Origin of the sequence: Eggerthella sp. (assembly GCF_048329335.1) — a bacterium.
In the GTDB taxonomy this organism is placed as follows: Bacteria; Actinomycetota; Coriobacteriia; order Coriobacteriales; family Eggerthellaceae; genus Eggerthella; species Eggerthella lenta.
Genome location: NZ_DBFEGU010000076.1, coordinates 1 through 1,598 on the forward strand (window position 1 = coordinate 1; position 1,598 = coordinate 1,598).

The window sequence follows — 1,598 nt, forward strand, 5'->3', positions numbered from 1 at the left end:
CCTTGTAGGACCTGTCGAGCTTGATCCCGTCCTGGTATGCGTTGATGTCGGTATAGGGTGCGACAGTGTCCGAGTCCGTGACGTTCTCGAAGGTATAGGCAACCCGGATGTAGCGGAACGGCTTGCCGTCCGGCCCCGTGCCTTCCTCGATCGTCACGCGGTCGATCGAAATGCCATCCACGGACGCCTGGGCGGACTGCTGCGGCGCGAACGGCGACGAGGTGCCGGCATCGCCCGACTTCCCGGCGCCGCCGTCGGAGGAGCCGGCGTCCGGCGCCCCGTTCCTCACGCAGCCCGCGAGTCCGGTCTGCGCCGCCATGACCGCGAGGCCCACGAACGCTCGCCTCGTCATCGCCGTCATCGTATAGACATTCTTCCCCGTCACCTGTGAATCTCCTTTATGCTCTTCAAAATGGGGGCGGTGCAGACGCGGTGCCGAGTCTCACGTATCACAGCGCGCCCGGCCTCGTCCTGCATGAGCTTCGGTCTCCCCTCGCGAAAGGCCGCGGCCCTTCTCGCCGCCGCGGCGAATTTCCGCTCGGCCTCGTCGAAGTCGATATCGCGCCACGCGCGATCCCCGCCCGTGCCGGATATGAAAACCGACGGCACGACATGGCTGCTGTCCGCATAGTCCGCCGGGACGGACATCTCCGCATAGCCCGACGGCTCGCTGCCGTCCGGCAGCCGGTACACGACGAGCTCCTGCTTCCTGCGTTTGCTCACACGGCGCTCGCACAGCTCGGGATGGAACGCCTCGTACGCCATGGCGCTATATGGGGAGCAGGAGAAGCGGTACTCGAATAGGCATTCCGCTTCCCTCCGATGCCGTTCCGCCTCCTGCACCCGGGCCGCAGCCTGCGCCCGGATCCGGTCGCGCTCGGCCGCCTCCTCGGGCCCGAGCTCGCGGAACGCCCCGACCACGGCGGCCTCGTCCAGGGCGAAGAACTCCGTCTCGCGGGCGTAGGCGCCGGTGTGGTGCCAGGACGAGGAGGCGATGAACCGGTCGAAGAGCGCAGCCTTGGTCTCGGACTCGACCGCAGGGTCGTAGAGCAGGTCCATCTCATCGCAGTAGCCCCTCAAGGCGCCGAGGATCGCCGCCTTGGTCCATTTCGAGCGGGGCATCTCCCCCGCCTCGTAGGCCGCCCGCGCGTTCACGCTCATGGAAGCGCCGCTGTATCCCTTTTGCCCGTAGGCCACCCTAGACATGTCCGACCTTTCGCGCGGATGTGTACCGTCCCAGCTGTTTCTACCCCGTGCGCGGGAAGTCTTTCACTCGATTCGAGCCGGTGCGGGGGCATTTTTATCCGTCGAGTTTCGGTAGGGGCGTGTAAAGCGCGGCGGGGGCGGGTATCAAAGCTGCTGTGTATGCCAATTCCAATAAAGAGGTGGTCCATGTCCGACCCGATCGCCGCGGCCGAAGCCGCCGGCAAAGCCCGCGATATCGCCAACCGCTTCGAGACCGCCGTATTCCTCATCGCATACGGCATCGCCGAGAAGGACGGCCTCTACGAGGCCGACCCGCATAGGTATCCCTACAGCCAGGCATTCAGACACGGCATGAATATCCTCGCCGCGCTGTGCGCTGAGTGCTCCGACGC

At 65.8% G+C, this 1,598-nt stretch carries 2 protein-coding genes and 1 pseudogene; 1 reads left to right on the forward strand and 2 read right to left on the reverse strand.

The features are described from left to right. On the reverse strand, window positions 1-385 hold a 385-nt coding region (locus tag ACMO6A_RS02395; protein WP_418470725.1), incomplete at its 3' end, for a DUF5067 domain-containing protein. Continuing rightward, the gene (locus tag ACMO6A_RS02400; protein WP_418470726.1) at window positions 382-1,161 is read right to left on the reverse strand and encodes a hypothetical protein; all 780 of its coding nucleotides are present in this window, start codon (window positions 1,159-1,161) and stop codon (window positions 382-384) included. The genes ACMO6A_RS02400 and ACMO6A_RS02395, both read right to left, overlap by 4 nt. 231 nt (window positions 1,162-1,392) lie before the next feature. On the opposite strand from ACMO6A_RS02400, the pseudogene ACMO6A_RS02405 reads away from it, so the two are divergent. Continuing rightward, window positions 1,393-1,598 (forward strand): annotated as a pseudogene (locus ACMO6A_RS02405) (hypothetical protein); the annotation flags it as partial.